Origin of the sequence: Cupriavidus gilardii (genome assembly GCF_013314895.1) — a bacterium.
GTDB lineage: Bacteria > Pseudomonadota > Gammaproteobacteria > Burkholderiales > Burkholderiaceae > Cupriavidus > Cupriavidus gilardii_C.
Genome location: NZ_JABTYE010000017.1, coordinates 82,606 through 99,603 on the forward strand (window position 1 = coordinate 82,606; position 16,998 = coordinate 99,603).

Sequence of the window (16,998 nt, forward strand, 5' to 3'; positions counted from 1 at the left end):
TGCTCCGTCTGCTCGACTTCCTGGTGCGCTTGCGCGAGACCGTGCCATGCTGGTCGCGAATTCGCCGGGGGCCGTGCCGTCGTCGCAGATACCAAGCAAACAGTCCGAGCATACAAAGGAGGATGGCCAGTGAGCTCAGGACGACGACGAGGACATCGTGGGGCAGATCAAAAGGGTTGTGGCGCACGGTCTGATTCGATTCGGAGTTGGCTTGCCAGGATCGTTGCGCAGTGGCGCCCATGGCTGCCAGCGTGACGTTGCTAGGCCATGCCGTGACGCGCACGGCCGCCGGCGGCGAACCCGTGCGCGCATGGGGCGATTACTTGCGCTGCATATCCACGACCGTCGGCGCGCCATCCACCTTGTCGAATGTCACCGACACGGCATCGCCTTCCTTGAACTTGCCAAGCGAGGCGCGATCCTTGACCGGGAACACCATGGTCATGCCGGGCATGCCCAGATTCTCGATCGGGCCGTGCTTGAGCGTGACCTTCCCGGTTTGCGCATCAATCTTCTTGATTTCTGCGGGCACCGGCCGAGCTGCCTGTTGCGAGGCGGCGGGCGCCTTCATGTCCATGCCGTCCATCGAACCCGCGGCGAACACGGCCGGCGCGGCAATGATGGCCAGGGCGGCGGCGAGGGTCTTGAGGTGTTTCATTGTGATTCCTCCTGAGGTGTGAGGTTGGGGGAAAGGGAAGCCTGCTTGATCTGACGGCGGCGTAGCAGCAGATACACCGCCGGGACCACAAACATGGACAGCAGCGGCGCCGTCACCATGCCGCCGACCATCGGTGCAGCGATGCGCTGCATCACTTCTGAGCCGGTTCCGTGCGACCACATGATCGGAAGCAGGCCGGCCAGAATTACAGCTACGGTCATCGCTTTCGGGCGCACACGCAGCACGGCGCCTTCCTGGATGGCATCGAGCAGGGCCGCAAGACTGTTTTGCCCATCCTCGAGCCGTTCCTGCCAGGCATGCTTCAGATAGAGCAGCATGATGACGCCGAATTCCGCAGCGACCCCGGCCAGTGCAATGAAGCCGACAATCCCGGCCACCGACAGGTTGTATCCCAGCAGATAGAGTAGCCAGAAGCCGCCGATTAAGGCCAGCGGTAGAGTGCCCATGATGAGCAGCGCCTCATCCAGCCGGCCGAATACCAGGTAGAGCAAGACGAAGATGATCAGCAGGGTGAACGGGACCACTACCTTCAGCTTCGCGGTGGCGCGCTCGAGATACTCGAATTGTCCCGACCAGCTCAGGGAGTACCCGGCTGGCATCGGGACGGCTCTGGCGACTGCCACCTGCATGTCTTGCACGGCAGAGCGCAGGTCCCTGCCGCGAATGTCGACGTAGATCCACCCGGAGAGCCGCGCATTTTCACTGCGCAACATGGGCGGCCCTTGCACAACCTGGATGCGCGCAACGTCGGCCAGCGTGATTTGCAGCCCCTTGTCGGTCACGATCGGTAGTCTGCGCAGTTGCTCGATGGAGTCCCGATAGTCGCGCGGATACCTGACATTGATCGGAAAGCGCGCAAGCCCGTCGACCACTTCGCCGACGTTTTCGCCACCGATGGCCGACGAGACGATCGCCTGAACGTCGTCAATGTTCAGGCCATACCGGCCCGCAGCCGCCCGGTCGATATCGACGTCGATGTACCGCCCGCCAGTGAGCCGCTCGGCCAGCGCGGAGGTGACTCCGGGAACCGACTTGACGGCCTCCTCGATGCGCGTGGCCAGTCGATCGATTTCCTTCAGGTCCGTACCGGCGACCTTGATCCCCACCGGGCTTTTGATGCCGGTGGCGAGCATGTCGATGCGGTTGCGGATCGGTGGCACCCAGATGTTGGACAGCCCTGGCACCCTGACGACCCGATCGAGCTCCTCCACCAGCTTGTCGGTGGTCATGCCGGCACGCCATTGGTCCTTGGGCTTGAACTGGACGGTGGTCTCGAACATCTCGATCGGCGCCGGATCGGTGGCGGTATCGGCGCGGCCCGCCTTGCCGTACACCGTCGCGACCTCTGGCACTGTCTTGATGAGCCGATCAGTCTGCTGCAGGAGCTGGGAGGCCTTGCCTGCGGAAAGGCCCGACAACGCAGAGGGCATGTAGAGCAGATCGCCTTCATCCAGGGGCGGCATGAATTCGCCGCCAATGCGCATAATGGGCCACGCGGTGGCGATCAGCAGCACGGCGGCGATCGCCAGCGTGGTCTTCGGATACGTGAGCACCTTGCCGAGCAATGGCTGGTAGCCGCGAATCAGCCAGCGATTGAGCGGATTGGCCTGCTCCGACGGAATTTTTCCGCGGATCATGTAACCCATCAGCACCGGTACCAAGGTGACGGACAATCCGGCAGCGGCTGCCATGGAATAGGTCTTGGTGAAGGCCAGCGGCGAGAAGAGCCGGCCCTCCTGCGCCTCCAGCGTGAACACCGGAATGAACGACAACGTGATGATCAGCAGCGAGAAGAACAGGGCCGGCCCAACCTCGGCGGCAGATTTGCCGATGACGCGCCAGTGTTCATGGGCGCTGAGTTCGCGCTGCGGATTGTCGGCATGCCAGTGCTCGAGATGCTTGTGCGCGTTCTCGATCATGACCACCGCGGCATCGACCATCGCGCCGATGGCGATGGCAATCCCACCCAGCGACATGATGTTGGCATTGACGCCCTGGTAGCGCATCACCAGGAAGGCGGCCAGCACGCCCAGCGGTAGCGAGACGATGGCCACCAGCGCCGAGCGCAGGTGAAACAGGAACACCAGGCAGACCAGCGCCACGACCGCAAATTCCTCGATCAGCTTGGTGGTGAGATTGGCCACCGCCCGCTTGATCAGTGCCGAGCGGTCGTACGTCGTAACGATCTCGACGCCCTTGGGCAGGCTCTTCTGTAGGGTGGCGAGCTTGGCCTTGACCGCTTCAATGGTCTCCAGGGCGTTCTTGCCCGAGCGCAGCACGATGACGCCGCCGGCCACTTCGCCCTGGCCATTCAGCTCGGCAATGCCACGCCGCATCTCGGGGCCGAGCTGCACAGTGGCAACGTCACCCAGCCGTACCGGGATGCCGGCGTCGCTGGTGACCAGCGGAATCTGGCGAAAGTCGTCCAGCGTTTTCAGATAGCCGGTCGCCCGCACCATGTACTCCGCTTCGCCCAACTCCAGCACCGAGCCGCCGGTTTCCTGGTTGGCGCCCTTGAGCGCTGCCAGCACCTTGGCCTGCGATAGGTTATAGGCGCGCAGTCGATCCGGCATCAGCACGATCTGGTATTGCTTGACCATGCCGCCGAGCGAGGCCACTTCGGCGACGTTGGGCAGGGACTTGAGCTCGAAGCGCAGGAACCAGTCCTGCAGCCCCCGTAGCTGGCTGAGGTCATGCTGGCCGGTCTTGTCCACCAAGGCATACTCATAGATCCAGCCGACGCCGGTTGCATCGGGACCGAGCGCGGGCTTGGCTGCCGCCGGCAGCCGCGACTGCACCTGATTCAGGTACTCGAGCACGCGCGAGCGCGCCCAGTACAGGTCCGTGCCGTCTTCGAACAGCACATAGACATAGGAGTCACCGAAGAACGAGTAGCCGCGCACGGTCTTGGCGCCGGGCACCGATAGCATGGTCGTGGTGAGCGGATAGGTCACCTGGTTTTCCACGATCTGCGGCGCCTGGCCAGGGAAGGGCGTGCGGATGATCACTTGCACGTCGGACAGGTCTGGCAGCGCGTCAAGCGGCGTACTCTGTACCGCCCAAAGCCCCCAGGCGGTCACCATGACCGTGGCGAGCAGCACCAGGAAGCGATTGCGGATGGAGGCGAGGATGAGCCGGGCAATCATGGCTTCGCTCCTGCAACGGCGGCGGCCGACTCGACCGCGGACAGGGTCGCCACGCCGTCCTTGTCCAGTCCGAAGCGGAACCGGACCTGATCCCCTGGCTTGAATCCCTTGGGCATGCCGGCTGGCGGCGCGGCAAACTCCATCGTCATGGCGCCCCACTGCGCCGACGGAATGGGGCCATGGGAGATCGTCATGCTCTGCTCGGTGACGGTCTCGATCCGGCCGACGCCTTGATGTTCCGGCCCGGGCGCTGCAGCGGCGCCAGGCGCCGACGCGCCGGCTGCAGAGGCGGCCGTGGGCGCGGTCATGCGCTGCGCGGTGCCGCGCAGGCTCGCCTCCGAGTCGATCAGGAACTGTCCGGACACGACCACCTTCTGGCCCGCTTTGAGGCCCTCAATGACTTCGGTTTGGCCGCCTGCAGCCGCGCCGGTCTTGACCTCCACGGGGCTGAACCCGCCCTGGCCGGATGCCACCATCGCGACCGTGCGTGTGCCGGTACGGATCAGCGCCTCGGTGGGCACGAGCAGGCGATCCGGCCCAGGAGCGGCGTCAAAGCGCACCGAGACAAACATGCCGGGCAAGAGCTGACGGGCCTTGTTCTGCAATTCGATGCGCACCTTGACCGTGCGGGTACCGGCGCTGATATCTGGCAGGATGGCGTCGACCTTGCCCGACAGCGTCTGGCCGGGCAAGGCTGCCGCGGTGGCCGACACGGTCTGGCCGGGCCGCAACGGGGCGGCCTGACTCTCAGGCACCTCGGCGATCACCCAAACGGTTGCTAGGCTCGCAATGCGAAACAGGGTCGTTCCCGGCGAAACCGTCATGCCATCGCGCGCACCGATTTCGGTGACGATGCCGTCGACCGAACTGGTGACCGTCAGCCGCGGCTGCAGTTTGCCGGTGGACTGCACCAACCGGATATGACTCTCGGTCATGCCCACCTGACGCATGCGCGCAATGGCGGCCTCGCGCAGCTCGCGCTGGAGGCTGCCGTCCATCCGGCTCACGGCCAGATATTCCTCCTGCGCCGCGACCCATTCCGGCGCATAGATTTGCGCCAACGCTTGACCTTTGCTGACCGGATCGAGGGTGGTCCGAGCGTACGCGTGCTCCACGAATCCGCTGGTGCGGGCCTGCAGCACTTCGATGCTGCGTTCATTGAACGCGACATTGCCCGGCACTTGAAGTGCGGCCTCGAGTCGGCCGGTCTTCACCTCGATCGTGCGGATGCCAAGGTTCTGTGTCACGCGGCTGTCGATGGTGACGGCCGCGCCGCCGCTGGCTTCTTCGTACACCGGCGACAACGGCATATCCATGTACGGCGACTTGCCCGGCTTGTCAAAGCGCTGTCCGGGCACCATCGGGTCGTGCCAGTAGAGAATGCGCTTGCCAGTTTTCGGGTCAATGTCCCCAGCCTTGAGGGCGGCACCGCTGGCGCTGCTGCCAGAGGTTGCCGACGCGGGCGACTGCTGGCGCCCTTGCTGTTGACCGAGGTAATAGGCAGCCCCAACGCTTGCCACCACCATCAGGCCTGCCACCGTCCGTGCAATCGTGGTCTTGTTCATGGTTGAGCTCCTTGCAGTGACGTGGGCTGGACTGCGGTGGGTAACGGCATCAGGAAGGTCAGGTCCGCCCAGAGTCGGGCGGTGGCGGCCTCAAGTTTGAGGCGCTCAAGCGAAATATTGAGCGCCTTGCGGCTGGCATCGGCCACGGCGGTCAGGGTGCCGGCACCCGCTCGATAGGCAGTCAGGGCCGCTTCGGTCTGTGCCTTGGCCAGCGGCACCGTGGTGCTCCGATAGCGCTCGAGCCGCGCCTGGCTGAGCGCCAGCTCTGCCTGCTTGCCGCGCAACTGCCCGAGCAAGCCGCGGCGTACGACTTCGGCTTGCGCGCGCGCGGCGTCGGCCTGCGCAAGCTTTGCGGCCAGTTCCCGATCCTGGCGATGCTTCTGGTCCCAGGGAAGCGGCAGTGAGACGTTGAGCGAAACCATGTTGGAGTAGGCGGGGCCGCGCTGGCTGTACATCAGTTCCACGCTCACATCCGGGATCTTGTTCTCCCGAGCGACCCGGCTTTCCGCCTCGGCGACGCCAACCTGTGCCTCGGCCGCCGCCACCTCCGGCAGTTGCGCCACGCCGCCGGCATCCAAGGTATTGAGCCAGGCCGGCGCCTCAAAGCCAGGGGGTTCGGCCAGGGGAAGTTCTGCAGCCTCGCCCACCCAGCGTCGCAGCATCGCTCGGGCTGATACCAGTGCGGCGCGGGCCTCGTCTTCGCGATCTTGCAGTTGACGGAGCTCCAGTTCGGCGGCCAGGATGTCGGCACGGGAGCCGCGGTTGCCGCGATAGGCGGCCTGCGCCGCGTCTACCATCAGCTTGATGGATTGCGCTTGCTCATTGAGCACGCTGTAGGCACGTTCGGCGTTCCAGCGGTCCAGCCAGGCCGTCGCGGCGCCGCGCTGCACCGTCGCCAGCGCCGCCGTACGCTGGGCCTCTGCCGAAGACGCCTCGGCTTCGAAGCGCTGGGCGCGAGCCTCACGCTTGGCCGATCGCGTGAACTCCTGCATCAGGCTGATCGAGCGCATCGTCATCGATTCCGTGCCGAGGGAAAACCGGTCGGGTCCGTTCGCCGGCACGTTATTGACGCCAACCTTCAGGACTGGGTCAGGTAACTGCCGGCCAGCCACCGCCATCTCGATGGCGGACTGGACCGCCGAGTGCGATGTTTCGGCATCCGTCGAGTGGGAAGACGCGAGCGCCACGGCTTCCTGCAAGGAGAGTGCGGCCGCGGGTTGCGCCCATCCGGGATGGGCAGCGGCGAACAGCGTAAGGGCGAGCGTCAGATGGCACCCATACGCAAAGGGAAAACGCAAATGCATAAAGCCTCCGCTAAGCAACGACCACCCTGAACACCATGGTTTCAGGGCACGATAGCAAGCATTGCTTCGGAGGCTAGTTTCGGAAACAGCAGTGGAGAATGGGCAGGGGGCGAGGGGGCGCGCGCGGCACCGCGTCGGCGTAGACCGCTCGCTGGCTGACGAATATCGGCACCATCGCCGGCTCAACCAGATTGACAAGCACGGGCTGGAACGCAGGAATCTGCGGGCTGGGGTGGTCGGCCGACTTGGAGCCAAGCTGGCAGTGCTCCAGGCACAAGCCATCATGGGCAGCCGGCGCTTCGGCCTTCTGCGTCATCTCGGGACAGGACTCCGTCATCCCGGCCATGTCCGCCATGCCGTCCATCGAATACCGGCTGCCCGCGCAGGCGTAGGCGGCCGCTGCCAGCTGAACTGTCAGGAATGTACTCAGCAGGAAGGCGGCAAGCCAAAGCCGGCGAAAACGGGTACGCACGTTGAAGATGTCCGATTTGAGCCGAATGGTAGCAGCGTTTGGCCGCTTTCGGCACTTTGCCCTCGCGGCCGTTTGCCGCAGATCAAATGCAGACGGGGTAGCCCATCCGGGGAGCGTTCCGGCGAGCCACGCAAACTAGCTCGCCGGTTTCCAGGCTCGGTTACTTGGGCTGCCCCAACATTTCGCGGCACTTTTGCATCATCGCCGCGTGGTCCTCCGTCTGCTGTTTTTGTTGTTGCGCCTCAGCCCGCTTGGCATTACGAGCCTTTTCGATCACATACCAGTCCGGACCGGCGACCGCTGACAGCGAGAGCCCCAGGGCGACGGCGCCCCCTAGCGCGTGAAGAAAGAATTTCATGATGTTCCTCGTTCTGGGTATGCAGCGCGCCGCCTAAACCCACCAGCGAGCGGCAGGCGACACTGCAAATGTCGAAATCAGACAGGAGCACGTTGGTGCGATGGCACCCAGTGCGGCACCCTGCCGTGCGGGACCGCCCTACAGACAGAACCGTTTGGGCGGGCGCTCGAGGCGAGGCGGAACGACGGAGCGATATGCGAACTCCGGATGCGCGACCAACACGCTGGTCCATGCATCCGTGGCGGCGGCGGTGGCCAACGGCGTGCCCGCGAGGATTGCACAAGCGGAAATCGTGCAGGGAAGACGAGATGGGCCGCTGACATGTCGGTCATCGGCGCAACTGAATTGACTGACGCAGTCATGGGGACTGCCGCTCTCGACACTGGCTTGCGCCGCTTGAGCAGGTATGTGTGCTGGCATTTGAGCGATGCCAGCGATACAGCAGCTGTCCAACGGCCCGGCCTGAGCCCGCAGGGGCAAAGCCAGCGCCAGGGTCAGCAGCACGACGAGACGCCAAAGGCGATTCATGGGCTTACACATTGGGCCCCTCCGAGCCGACGTGCGGTAGCGCCGTCGCGGGAACCATATTGAGTATGGAACTTCATCTTGCGCGAGACACGGTTGAGTCCGACATGGCGCTGCCCGCAGGGCAGTTCGACGCGAACGACAGGTAGACCTCGTCGAGCATGCGATGCTTGTCGCCGGCCAATTGTTCCAGGGCAGCCAGGAGGTGCTCGGCCACGCCGTACTGCTGCTGTGCGCATGCCAGACGGAACGCGGCGAACACGTCATCAAATAACGTTGGCGTTGCAGTCGTCATGCATTCCCCGCTGGATGCGTGGTTCGGCCAAGGCGTGATCGCCGCGATGCCGTCCTCATTTGCACTATGGACCTTCCCACGGGGGTAAGGTCAAGCAGTGCGTAGGCTGGCGTCGCGCGTCGATTGAAGACGACCGGTAAGCGCCACCCATGCGCAGGCGCTAGGCGTCAGGCTGGTGTAGAGAGCGAACCCGCCGTGAATCGCCCCGGCATTCGCGGCGCATGCGTTTCAAAACCGTCGATGCATACACGGTCCACTTCCGGCACTGAGGCGTAACACGCAGTCACGCCACGGATCCGAGTCTTTCTGATAGCCGAGCTTTTCGCAAGCAGGCCCCTCAACGCGTAATGAGGTCTCCATATCGCGCTCGGCGTGCGCGGTACGTTCAGCGACGGTCGCGCACCCGGACAACATGACGGTAATGAGTAATAAGACACGCATGAATTTCTCCTTTGCTCCTAGATGAAGGGAGTCCGTTGCGGTGGTCCAGGGCGCGACACGACCGGGAACCAGCGAAGCGGTGTGCAAACGGCGATGCCGTTATCGTGAATCTAGGTTCTGATTGCTTTTGCACCAAGATCTGCCTTTGCAGAATGGCCCGCTGCGGGCCATCTTTCAGCGACCTTACTTCAGATTGCTATGCAATTACCCAACCATTTCAAGCTGGTCATCCATGTTCGGTTGGGCTTTCGTCCCAATGATGTTCCTCGGCTGACATTCACGACCAGCTCGTATTACGCGACCATTACGTGCAGGAAATTTTTTCTGTGTTGTCTTGGCCTGGCAGCAAGCGTTTCCGTTTGGAAATTGCCGCCATCATTACCCGAGCATTACGCGGCAGTCATCAAATTCGACTCGCGCGTCATTGCCAGGGCAATAGCGTTACAAGCGCTCACATTTGTAGGGAAACGCGAACACTGCCGGCAATGCAGAAGTCGTATGCTCCCACCCTCTACACATGCAAAGGAGAAAACATGAAAAAGCTTCCAATCCTGGTCGGCACCGCGCTGGTCATCGGGTTCAGTTACGCCAATGCGCAGACGCATGTCTACACGCATGATGGCTATGGTCGGGCAGGCCTCTACCCGTCACGGCCGGCGCCTGCCGCTGTGCACGTCGTGCCCGCGGTTGCGGTGGTACATGATGCGCAGCCCTCGTACGGGCATGGCACTGCGCTGCGCGAGGCGCATCGCCAGCCGCGCCACGGCATCGAACATGGGCGACGTGAGCCTGAGCGCCGCCGGCACAATGCCGCTCACGGTTCACGCGGCCACTGACGCACTCGCCTGTCATATTGATTGCCCGCAGGCGTGCCGACGCCGGTAGTGACGCCGGCGTCCGTTGGAAAAAGTCAGGGGAAGCGCTGCGTCTGTCATGTCCCCGTCATTCTACTGACAGGCGGCTCGTATAGACTCCCGACTCAATTGATGCTTGATGCCGCCGGATGAGAAGGCTGTTGCGCCACCTATTGCTTTGGCTCGTTGTATTTGCATTGCCGATGCAGAACGTCGGCGCAGCGGCTACTCTTTCGTGCGGCGAGCTGACCGAGCTGCGGCAGGGCGCCGGTCTCTTTGCCACCCTTGCCACCATCGACGTCGCTGACGAGGCGAGCGCCGACGAGGCCGACGCACACTGCGATCCGAGGTCGCATCACTGTCCAGCAAGCAAAGCGCGCGGCAAGGCGCGCGGTTGTCAGGCGTGTTCTGCCTGCTCGGCCGCCTCGCCACTTGCCATCTTTGCCTTCTTGGGGACCCAAGCGTTGCCCATGAACGGCGCACTACCTGCGTCTCTTCTGTGGATATTTGCCAGCACAACGCCTGAGACGTTGCTGCGCCCGCCTTCCCGCCATCTCTGACGCCGCCCACGCAACTCCTGGGCTGGCTACCTCCACCTTCGTAGATGTCGTCCTTCGGCCTGACCGAAGACGAAACAAACCTGCCTGCGCTCGTCCCTGTGCGAGAGCAAGGCAGGGCAATTATGGTGCGGCGTGCGATGTCGCCTGGCGGTCGCGCGCGCAGCACGATATTGGAGACAGCGATGCGCATCTGTAATCAATGTAAGGCCCCGCTCAAAATTGACGTGTGGGCGTGCACCGCGTGCGGTTGGCAGCCCCGTGTTCTCGCCGGCGTGCTCTGCCTGGCACCTGCCATGATGGTCGACCATGATGGGTTTCACGAACCGCTCTTTGTCGAGTATGAGAAGCTCGAAGCGACGCACTTCTGGTTCGTCTATCGCCGCAAACTGATCCTGGACGCACTGCAGCGCTACTTTCCGGCCTTGCGCTCGTTCATGGACGTCGGTTGCGGGACCGCGGAGAACCTGCGCGCAGTCCAGGCCCGCTTCCCGCGTGCACGCCTGGTCGGCGGCGAGGCCTCGTTGCGCGCACTGATGAAGGGGCAGCGCAAATGCAAAGCTCAGTTGTTGCAGATGGATGCCCGCGCAATTCCCTACAGCGACGCCTTCGATGTCCTCGGGGCGTTTGACGTCATCGAACACGTCGACGACGACGCCCAAGTGCTAGCGGAGATGTACCGTGCCTGCAGGAATGATGGGGGAATCGTATTGACAGTGCCCCAGCATCCGTCGCTGTGGAGCCATATGGACGATGCGGCCAAGCACAAGCGGCGCTATACCCGCCAAGAACTGGTGAAGAAAGTGGAGGCGGCCGGATTCGAAATCGTGGACGTCACCTCCTTCATGACGCTGCTGCTGCCTGCGATGGCCATCTCCCGGTTGTGGCAGCGCGCCAAGCCGCCCGGCGATGCCATGGACGACGGGTTTCGCATTGGGGCGGCCATGAACGGCACGCTCGGGTGTGTTTGCACCCTCGAGCACAACCTAATACGGGCCGGCTTGCGTTTCCCGGCAGGCGGCTCGCTGTTGCTGGTGGCCAGGAAGAAGGGATGTTCTTTGTAGAGAGCGCAGTCACGCATGGGCCCATCGCGGCGTTTAGCGTCAACGACGAGGACGCCGCGGGCCGCGTCTCAAGCGCTCGCCAGGCTCGTCTGTGCGCAAGAGCGGACCTTCTTCCGGAATGCCTTGGCTCGCGCTGCCGTCAGGGCAAGCGTCGCAGGCGCGGCCCTCGCGACTGACAATCCAGGTCGTTAACCGCGACGACGTACCCATTTCTGCAACGCAGATGGATGCGGGAAAGCTTACGGGGATGTAATTCGCGAGTAACGTCGTCGTGAGTCCCAGCCGCCTACCATGACACCTAAGAGGTTATGCCTCGAAACGTTATGGAGCGCATCATGAACACCAAGAAGACCGCTTTGACCGCTTTGACTGCATTGGCGCTGGCGGCCCTCTCCGTCCTATCCAGTTCACCGGCGTGGAGTGCGGACCAGACCAGAACCAATGCGGGCGACAACTGGGCGGAGCACGTGCGGCGGCAAGCCGCCGACCAAGCCAGCTCACCGGCACCGCTCACAGTGCCCAGCGCGATGGCTATAGCGCAGGCTGCTACTCCATTGGGGCCGCAGGCGACGCTCTTCGGTAGCCTGGCGCCAGCGAACACGGCTGCACGCGCGGTGACGCTCGCTCCCGGCCTGAAGTCTGTCAATGTGGCCTCCGGCGACACCGTTACTTTTCGCAGCGGCGCGCAGGAAGCCACCTGGACATTCGCCGAGCTTGTTCAAGGAAAATCCGTGGATCTTGGCGTCCTGTTCCCAGCGATGCCCAACGCCCAAGGCGTGCGCGTCTATATCGAGCGCAGCAAGCTCTATACCGGTGGCTAAGAAAGGCCGGTTTGCCAGGAGTGAAAACATGACACATTTGTAATTTTGTCGTCAGGCCCTGGTGGGGTACATCTTTCTACACTGCAAGTGCAGGCTCACTGAGCCACTATCGAAACAAGGAGAAATAGAATGCGTACATTGAAGAAGACTGCCTTGGTGGCATTGACCGTGGCAACCCTTGGTGGCGTCGCGGGCATCGCGAATGCTGGCGTCAATTCGCCGCGAGACCCCTTTACCGACGGCGGGCACGCCATGGGCACGCGCGATCCGTTCACCGATGGCAGTCACACCATGGGCACGCGGGACCCGTTCACCGACGGTAGCCACGCCGTAGGCCCTCGCGACACGTTCAGCGACGGCGCCTAAATCTCGGCAACGCGCCGACCCGTCGGGGCGATGGGCCGCTTGCTGGGCCGGTGCGTTGACGCGGGGCGGGTATCGGGAAACTGTCCCGATACCCGTTATTGTGCTTGCGCGCGCGCCGAGGTTCAGCCTTGCCCATGCGCCGGCTCGGGTCGGACCAGGCCTGATCTAGGCAGACGGCATAGGCTGCAGCGGCCGGACCGCACCCAGCCCAGCGAGTCATCATCGCGCCTTCGGCGCGATTCTTTTTGTCTACCGCCGGCTCAACACAGCGTTGCGTGCTGCAACGGCTGCGGCTGGTAATGCCCGGCCTTTCCCCCCATGCGCCAATGTTGGAACCGAATCTAAACCGGTCGCGCCGTGACCCGCCTTCGCCCGACACACCACCAAGCGGGGCGCGCGCAAATTGGGTGGGTCGCCCCTGGCGTCTGGAGGTCGGCGTCGAGACCTTGCTGCTCGGCTGCTGCCTATATTTTGTTCTCGTCCTGAACGGTCCGTTTTGGCGGGCGCTCTTCGCCGAACGGCCGTTGAGCGGGCTGCGCGATCTGGGCTACGGCGTGGCAGTGGGCACCGCGCTGGTCACGGCGCATTTTGTGCTGCTGGCGCCGTTCATGAACCGCTGGACCGCCAAACCGTTATTGACAATATTGGTCGTAGTGGCCGCCGGTGCCAGCTATTTCATGGGTCAATACGGCATCTACCTTGACCCCGGCATGGCCCGCAATGTGCTGCGCACCGACGTGGCGGAAGCTCGCGAGTTGCTGACGCTGCGTATGATGGGCAGCATCGCGCTCTTGGCACTACCACCATTGTTGTTGTTGCCGTGGGTGACGCTGCGCCAGCGTTCACTGACGCGAAGCGTTGGCCTGCGCGTGGTCGCGATGTTGGTGGCCGTTGTTGTCGGCGTGGGGACGCTGTCCTTGGTGTTTAAGGATTTCGCAGCCCAGATGCGCAATCATAAGGAGATCCGCTATCTGCTCGCGCCGGTCAATGTAGTGTACGCCTTTAGCGGGGCGCTGGCACGCGATGCCAGTATCGCGAACCGGCCGCGCCAGCCGGTGGGCACCGATGCCCGGCTCGGCGCTAGCTGGGGCGAGCACAACAAGCCCCTGCTCTTCGTGATGGTCGTGGGAGAAACCGCACGAGCGGCGAACTGGGGGCTCAGTGGCAGGTCGCCTCATGACACGACGCCGAACCTGGCGCAGCGCGCTGTGATCAATTTCGCTCAAGTCACCAGTTGCGGCACCAATACCGAGGTCTCTCTGCCCTGTATGTTCTCGTCCCAGGGACGTCGCAATTACGACGAAGATGCCATCAAGGCCAGCGAGTCATTGCTACACGTCATCGGACGAGCGGGACTGAAGGTGGGGTGGGCAGACAATCAATCGGGATGCAAAGGCGTCTGTGCAGGCCTGCCCACGTGGCAGCCGGATCCTCAGGCTATGTCGGCGTTATGCGATCGCGACCGCTGCCTGGATGAAGTGTTGTTAGCCGGGGCGGAAGCTTTGCGGCACCAGCTACCTGGCAGCTTGGTCGTGGTCCTGCACCAACTCGGCAATCATGGTCCCGCGTACTACCGGCGGTATCCGGCCCGATTCGCGCAGTTCGGTCCGACTTGCGACACCGATGATCTCTCGCGCTGTACCCCAGAGCAAATTCGCAACGCGTACGACAATGCATTGCTGTACACCGATCATATGCTCGCACGCACCATCGACTGGCTACAACAACTCGAGGCGCGCTATGACACGGCCATGATCTATGTATCCGACCATGGCGAGTCGCTGGGAGAGCGCGGACTGTTCTTGCATGGCATGCCTTACGCGATTGCTCCGCGGGAGCAGACCGATGTACCGATGGTGATGTGGTTCTCAGCCTCATTCGCCCACCGCATGCGGCTCGATGTCTCCTGCCTGCGCGCGCGTGCGCGCGAACCCGCCACGCATGACCACTTATTCTCCACGGTCTTGGGCCTGCTGGATATCCGCACCCAGACCCGGGATGCCACCATGGATTTGTCGGCACGCTGCCGCAACGGATAATGCCGCTCATGAGAGAAATGCCGTTGGTTCAGACGCCCGCCAGTCAGCGTTGGCTGCGCCAGCAATGGTGGCTGCTGGCATCGGCCGCGCTGGTGCTGGCCTACGTGTTCCAGCGCACCGAACTTGACCTCTGGCTTGAGGGCCGTTTCTACGATGCCGGTCGGGCGGTCTTCCCATTGCGCCAGCACTGGCTATTTGAAGCGGTGCTCCACAAAGGCGCGAAGTGGCTCACTTACCTCGCCGTAGCCGCGGCCATGGGTGTCTGCTGGCTGGGCTGGCGAGGGCGTCTGCCTTGGCTGCCGCGTCGCAATGTGTTGCTTGCCGCTGCGGGCATGGTGGTGATCCCGTTGAGCGTCACGCTCCTGAAGCTCATGACGGGACGCCATTGTCCCTGGGACATGGCTCAGTTCGGCGGCAGCCTGCCCTATATGCGGCTGCTGGATCCGCTGCCAGCTGACGTCAAGCCGGGACAATGCTTTCCTGCCGGTCACGCGGCCACCGGCTTTCTCTGGGTCGTGTGGGGGATCGCATTGCGTCCCGCCGGCCGTCGTTGGGCGTGGGTTGGGCTGGCTGGCGGACTGCTACTGGGCGGCACACTTGGCGCGGCCCGCATGGCGCAGGGCGCGCACTTCCTGTCGCACACGCTCGCGACCCTCTGGGTGGCGTGGGCGGTAAGTTTGCTACTCGCGTGGGCGCTGGGAGCCGACGTGCGGTTAGCCAGCGCCGCGCCGCGCCAAAGCCAGGAAGACTGCCCGCGCCATCGCAGACCACCGCCAGAACGCGACTCACAACTGTCTCGCGATGGCCTCGATCGGCTTTAAGCCACTGCCAAAGCGCGCAATGCTTTCGCGATGCTCGCGCAGGCTGGAATAGGGGACATAGCGGATATTAAGTGCCGACACACGGCTAAAGGCCGGGCGGCTCAGTTGCGCGCGCACGTCGCCTTCGCGATCATCGGGTGCGACGAGGAAGAGATGCTTGCGGGCGGACTGGTCGGAACCGAGCGCCAGATCCAGCATGCGCACGATGCCGGAATAGATCGAGGTGGTATGTTCGACTTCAAAGGCGGCTTCGACCTCGAGGGTGGTGGCGTTTAGCCAGACAGTGTCAATCAATGGAACGGTATCGCCTCCCGCCACAAGCAGCGCCGGCGGCAACGTTGAGAGACAGCCCTGGCTCAAGGGCTCGCCGTTGTACAGCCGACTTCGGTCGTTCGTGGCAATCCAAACGGCAAAGCCGAGCGACTTGCCGAGATCGCGCAGCCATCCCTGCACTTCGGTATGGGTGGCGTCTTCGGCCTGCCCCAGCTGAATCTGCCTGGCAAGCGCGGCAGCCTGCTCGCGCACCTTGGCCAGTTCCTGCTGCCAGACGGCCACATCGTGGGCCTGCGCTTGCCGCGGTGGCAGCGGATAGCGCTGCATGCCGATGTCAAACAGCAGGCCCGCGATCGCGCCAAGGTCATTGGAGAGCAAATCCCGATAACGCTGATTCAGGGCGAGCACCCCCTCGCGCATCGCCAGATAGTGATCCCATTTGCCAAGCTTGACCGACGAGCCTGTCAGGGCGTTATAGCCATTGACAATCGCGGTATTGAATGGCATCACCAGCGTGGGATGAATGAAATACAGCAGGTTGGCCGCCGCCGGCCCGAGACCCTTGATGCCGAGGCTGCTCAGCTGGCGAATCGCATCAAGGACTTCGGATTCGGTGTCACAGCAGTTGCAGGTATGGAGCAGTCTGGCAAAAGCACGCTGATTGTCGGCATGCTCATAGATGTCTGGAATGCGCAGTTTTGGCTTCCACAGAAAGGCGTGATCCGCGCCTTTGAAAATCTGCCGTTGCTCTGCGATTGAAGACACCACGGTCTCGAGCGATGACCCCCGATACGCGTTGCCGAATGTACCGGCCTGGATCTCGTCGACCACCGCGCCGATGCCACGCCGAATCGAGCGGAAATTCTTCAGCCGCTCCGGCCAAAGAAACCAGGTTTGATAGGCGCCGGCGGGATCGGTCTTCCAGCGCTCAATGAGGATGCGGATGGTGTCGGTCATGGTGTGCATTTTTGCCGGGCAGTGTATCACCGTGAGGCCTTTTGACCTGGCGCAATGTTGACGCGAACCGGCTTGACCTTCCCATTATCGGAAGCTCTACCGTTATCACAAGAAAGCTGGGCGCGGCGATTGACTGCCGGTCAGCTTCCCGTCATGGTCAAGTAAAGAGTCTGTCATGAAAGCATGTCATTCCCCATCGACGCATCACGGCACCAACGCCGGCCAAGTCCGTCGGTTTCGCTGGTCGCTGCGTTGGGGGATCGTCCTTGCTGCCGTGGCAATGATCGCCGCCATCGCGCTCGGGATGCCGCGTTGGAGTGCGGTTGCTTCCTGGTTGCCGTTTGCGCTAGTGTTATTGTGCCCGTTGATGCATCTATTCCATGGCGGCCACGGGCGCAGCGCGCCTTCGAAAGAGGGCGGCGATCCAGTGGACGGACAGCGCCACGACTAACAGGAGGCCT

At 63.2% G+C, this 16,998-nt stretch carries 16 protein-coding genes; 8 read left to right on the forward strand and 8 right to left on the reverse strand.

Going from position 1 to position 16,998, the window contains the following annotated elements:
- Nucleotides 1–319: 319 nt before the first annotated feature.
- The 7 genes from HTY53_RS17160 to HTY53_RS17190 all read right to left on the reverse strand — a co-directional run bounded on the left by HTY53_RS17160 (nt 320) and on the right by HTY53_RS17190 (nt 8,344).
- Nucleotides 320–658 carry a copper-binding protein gene (locus tag HTY53_RS17160; RefSeq protein ID WP_053821763.1) on the reverse strand — a complete coding sequence of 113 codons (339 nt, stop codon included), beginning with the start codon at nt 656–658 and terminating at the stop codon, nt 320–322.
- Nucleotides 655–3,825: an efflux RND transporter permease subunit gene (locus tag HTY53_RS17165; RefSeq protein WP_116359812.1), complete on the reverse strand. Its 3,171-nt coding sequence runs from the start codon at nt 3,823–3,825 to the stop codon at nt 655–657. The genes HTY53_RS17160 and HTY53_RS17165 overlap by 4 nt, the downstream gene beginning before the upstream one ends.
- Nucleotides 3,822–5,390, reverse strand: coding sequence for an efflux RND transporter periplasmic adaptor subunit (locus tag HTY53_RS17170; RefSeq protein WP_053821765.1), 1,569 nt, complete (start codon nt 5,388–5,390; stop codon nt 3,822–3,824). Before HTY53_RS17170 ends, HTY53_RS17165 begins: the two co-directional genes overlap by 4 nt.
- Nucleotides 5,387–6,694 carry a TolC family protein gene (locus tag HTY53_RS17175; RefSeq protein ID WP_116359813.1) on the reverse strand — a complete coding sequence of 436 codons (1,308 nt, stop codon included), beginning with the start codon at nt 6,692–6,694 and terminating at the stop codon, nt 5,387–5,389. The genes HTY53_RS17170 and HTY53_RS17175 overlap by 4 nt, the downstream gene beginning before the upstream one ends.
- Before the next feature lie 73 nt (nt 6,695–6,767).
- Nucleotides 6,768–7,166, reverse strand: coding sequence for a copper resistance protein (locus tag HTY53_RS17180; protein ID WP_116359814.1), 399 nt, complete (start codon nt 7,164–7,166; stop codon nt 6,768–6,770).
- A gap of 160 nt (nt 7,167–7,326) precedes the next feature.
- On the reverse strand, nt 7,327–7,524 hold the full coding sequence (locus HTY53_RS17185; protein ID WP_053821766.1) for a hypothetical protein: 198 nt from the start codon (nt 7,522–7,524) through the stop codon (nt 7,327–7,329).
- Between the two features lie 601 nt (nt 7,525–8,125).
- Nucleotides 8,126–8,344, reverse strand: a complete 219-nt coding sequence (locus tag HTY53_RS17190; protein ID WP_116359815.1) for a hypothetical protein — start codon at nt 8,342–8,344, stop codon at nt 8,126–8,128.
- Between the two features lie 974 nt (nt 8,345–9,318).
- Between HTY53_RS17190 and HTY53_RS17195 the strand changes: the two genes are divergently transcribed.
- From HTY53_RS17195 to HTY53_RS17225, 7 genes are all read left to right on the forward strand, one after another.
- Nucleotides 9,319–9,621, forward strand: a complete 303-nt coding sequence (locus tag HTY53_RS17195) for a hypothetical protein (RefSeq protein WP_035862553.1) — start codon at nt 9,319–9,321, stop codon at nt 9,619–9,621.
- 179 nt (nt 9,622–9,800) lie between these two features.
- Nucleotides 9,801–10,199 (forward strand): hypothetical protein, encoded by a 399-nt coding sequence (locus tag HTY53_RS17200; RefSeq protein ID WP_144200244.1) that lies wholly within the window; start codon nt 9,801–9,803, stop codon nt 10,197–10,199.
- Between the two features lie 293 nt (nt 10,200–10,492).
- Complete coding sequence (locus HTY53_RS17205) at nt 10,493–11,260, forward strand: class I SAM-dependent methyltransferase (protein WP_227311959.1); 768 nt, start codon at nt 10,493–10,495, stop codon at nt 11,258–11,260.
- Between the two features lie 335 nt (nt 11,261–11,595).
- Nucleotides 11,596–12,081, forward strand: coding sequence for a CzcE family metal-binding protein (locus HTY53_RS17210; protein WP_116359825.1), 486 nt, complete (start codon nt 11,596–11,598; stop codon nt 12,079–12,081).
- A gap of 129 nt (nt 12,082–12,210) precedes the next feature.
- Nucleotides 12,211–12,447: a hypothetical protein gene (locus HTY53_RS17215; RefSeq protein WP_116359816.1), complete on the forward strand. Its 237-nt coding sequence runs from the start codon at nt 12,211–12,213 to the stop codon at nt 12,445–12,447.
- A 407-nt stretch (nt 12,448–12,854) separates the two neighbouring features.
- Complete coding sequence (locus HTY53_RS17220; RefSeq protein WP_232346782.1) at nt 12,855–14,486, forward strand: phosphoethanolamine transferase; 1,632 nt, start codon at nt 12,855–12,857, stop codon at nt 14,484–14,486.
- Between the two features lie 17 nt (nt 14,487–14,503).
- On the forward strand, nt 14,504–15,307 hold the full coding sequence (locus HTY53_RS17225) for a phosphatase PAP2 family protein (protein ID WP_217435659.1): 804 nt from the start codon (nt 14,504–14,506) through the stop codon (nt 15,305–15,307).
- Here HTY53_RS17225 and HTY53_RS17230 read toward each other — a convergent pair.
- Nucleotides 15,272–16,537, reverse strand: a complete 1,266-nt coding sequence (locus HTY53_RS17230; protein WP_116359826.1) for a type II restriction endonuclease — start codon at nt 16,535–16,537, stop codon at nt 15,272–15,274. The genes HTY53_RS17225 and HTY53_RS17230 overlap by 36 nt on opposite strands.
- A 280-nt stretch (nt 16,538–16,817) precedes the next feature.
- On the opposite strand from HTY53_RS17230, the gene HTY53_RS25075 reads away from it, so the two are divergent.
- Nucleotides 16,818–16,988, forward strand: a complete 171-nt coding sequence (locus HTY53_RS25075) for a DUF2933 domain-containing protein (protein WP_223819837.1) — start codon at nt 16,818–16,820, stop codon at nt 16,986–16,988.
- The last annotated feature ends 10 nt before the right edge of the window (nt 16,989–16,998 follow it).

Bases quoted from the DNA above. Each gene is read 5' to 3' on its own strand.
- HTY53_RS17165 (WP_116359812.1), bottom strand. From the start codon at position 3,825: ATGATTGCCCGGCTCATCCTCGCCTCCATCCGCAATCGCTTCCTGGTG.
- HTY53_RS17230 (WP_116359826.1), bottom strand. From the start codon at position 16,537: ATGACCGACACCATCCGCATCCTCATTGAGCGCTGGAAGACCGATCCC.
- HTY53_RS25075 (WP_223819837.1), top strand. From the start codon at position 16,818: ATGATCGCCGCCATCGCGCTCGGGATGCCGCGTTGGAGTGCGGTTGCT.
- HTY53_RS17210 (WP_116359825.1), top strand. From the start codon at position 11,596: ATGAACACCAAGAAGACCGCTTTGACCGCTTTGACTGCATTGGCGCTG.
- HTY53_RS17185 (WP_053821766.1), bottom strand. From the start codon at position 7,524: ATGAAATTCTTTCTTCACGCGCTAGGGGGCGCCGTCGCCCTGGGGCTC.
- HTY53_RS17225 (WP_217435659.1), top strand. From the start codon at position 14,504: ATGCCGTTGGTTCAGACGCCCGCCAGTCAGCGTTGGCTGCGCCAGCAA.
- HTY53_RS17215 (WP_116359816.1), top strand. From the start codon at position 12,211: ATGCGTACATTGAAGAAGACTGCCTTGGTGGCATTGACCGTGGCAACC.
- HTY53_RS17160 (WP_053821763.1), bottom strand. From the start codon at position 658: ATGAAACACCTCAAGACCCTCGCCGCCGCCCTGGCCATCATTGCCGCG.
- HTY53_RS17190 (WP_116359815.1), bottom strand. From the start codon at position 8,344: ATGACGACTGCAACGCCAACGTTATTTGATGACGTGTTCGCCGCGTTC.
- HTY53_RS17195 (WP_035862553.1), top strand. From the start codon at position 9,319: ATGAAAAAGCTTCCAATCCTGGTCGGCACCGCGCTGGTCATCGGGTTC.
- HTY53_RS17205 (WP_227311959.1), top strand. From the start codon at position 10,493: ATGATGGTCGACCATGATGGGTTTCACGAACCGCTCTTTGTCGAGTAT.
- HTY53_RS17175 (WP_116359813.1), bottom strand. From the start codon at position 6,694: ATGCATTTGCGTTTTCCCTTTGCGTATGGGTGCCATCTGACGCTCGCC.
- HTY53_RS17170 (WP_053821765.1), bottom strand. From the start codon at position 5,390: ATGAACAAGACCACGATTGCACGGACGGTGGCAGGCCTGATGGTGGTG.